The sequence below is a fragment of the Paenibacillus rigui genome (assembly GCF_002234615.1).
Lineage (GTDB): Bacteria > Bacillota > Bacilli > Paenibacillales > NBRC-103111 > Paenibacillus_S > Paenibacillus_S rigui.
This window is the reverse complement of record NZ_NMQW01000098.1, coordinates 1-792: the sequence shown is the minus strand read 5'-3', so window position 1 is coordinate 792 and position 792 is coordinate 1. Positions and strand designations below refer to the sequence as shown.

2 protein-coding genes are annotated in these 792 nt (G+C 49.0%); both read right to left on the bottom strand.

Going from position 1 to position 792, the window contains the following annotated elements; all coding sequences use genetic code 11:
• Window positions 1–527 (bottom strand): IS3 family transposase (locus tag CF651_RS31805; RefSeq protein ID WP_342746641.1); only part of this gene is annotated, 527 nt, incomplete at its 3' end.
• A 22-nt stretch (window positions 528–549) separates the two neighbouring features.
• Window positions 550–729 carry a hypothetical protein gene (locus CF651_RS33335; protein ID WP_342746640.1) on the bottom strand — a complete coding sequence of 60 codons (180 nt, stop codon included), beginning with the start codon at window positions 727–729 and terminating at the stop codon, window positions 550–552.
• Window positions 730–792: the final 63 nt, after the last annotated feature.

The following is a 792-nucleotide window of genomic DNA, read 5'->3' as shown; positions in this document are numbered from 1 at the left end:
ACCTCTTGTTTGCAGCGGCTGAATGCACGTTTGAGGCACGTCAAAACAAAACCCTTCTCGAGTGTATTGGACACCTCGTAATCGATTACTTTGCGGCTGTACCAATCGATGATGTTGAACAAGTACATAAACCCCTTGCCCATTCTCAGATAGGTAATGTCGATTCCCCAGACCTGATTGGGCCTGTCGATCGTTAAGCCTCGAAGTAGATAGGGACGTGTATATTTCGCATGGAGGCGCTTGCTTAGGTTCGGCTTCGGATAGATCGCCTCCAAGCCCATGATCTGCATCAGGCGACGAACGCGCTTACGATTGATCCCCAAACCCTGATCCCGAAGAAATGTTGTCATACGTCTGTAACCGAAATAAGGGTGTTTCATGTAGATCTCATCGATTCGATGCATGAGTTGCACGTTCTCTTCGCTTTCCTGTTGCTCCTTCCTCGAACGGTACACACTGGTTCGGTTCACACTCAACAGGTCTGCTTGACGTTTTACGGTAATCTCAACATGGTCCCGTTCGACCATTGCTTTCCGGACTTCCAGCGGTTCATTTGAGACCAGATTTTTTTTTGAGCCAATCGACTTCAACGGTGAGTTGGCCGACCAGCTTCTCTAGGTGCTCTTGCTTGCTCTCGTACTCCTTTTTCAATTTCTCGGTTTCCTGGGTTTTCTTCTCGAAAACGGTCGAAGCCCGTTCGAGGAATTCCGCCTTCCACCGGCTGAGCATAACAGGACCTGTCTCTTATACACATCTGACGCTGCCGACGAATAAGAAGGGTTGAGTTAGGCG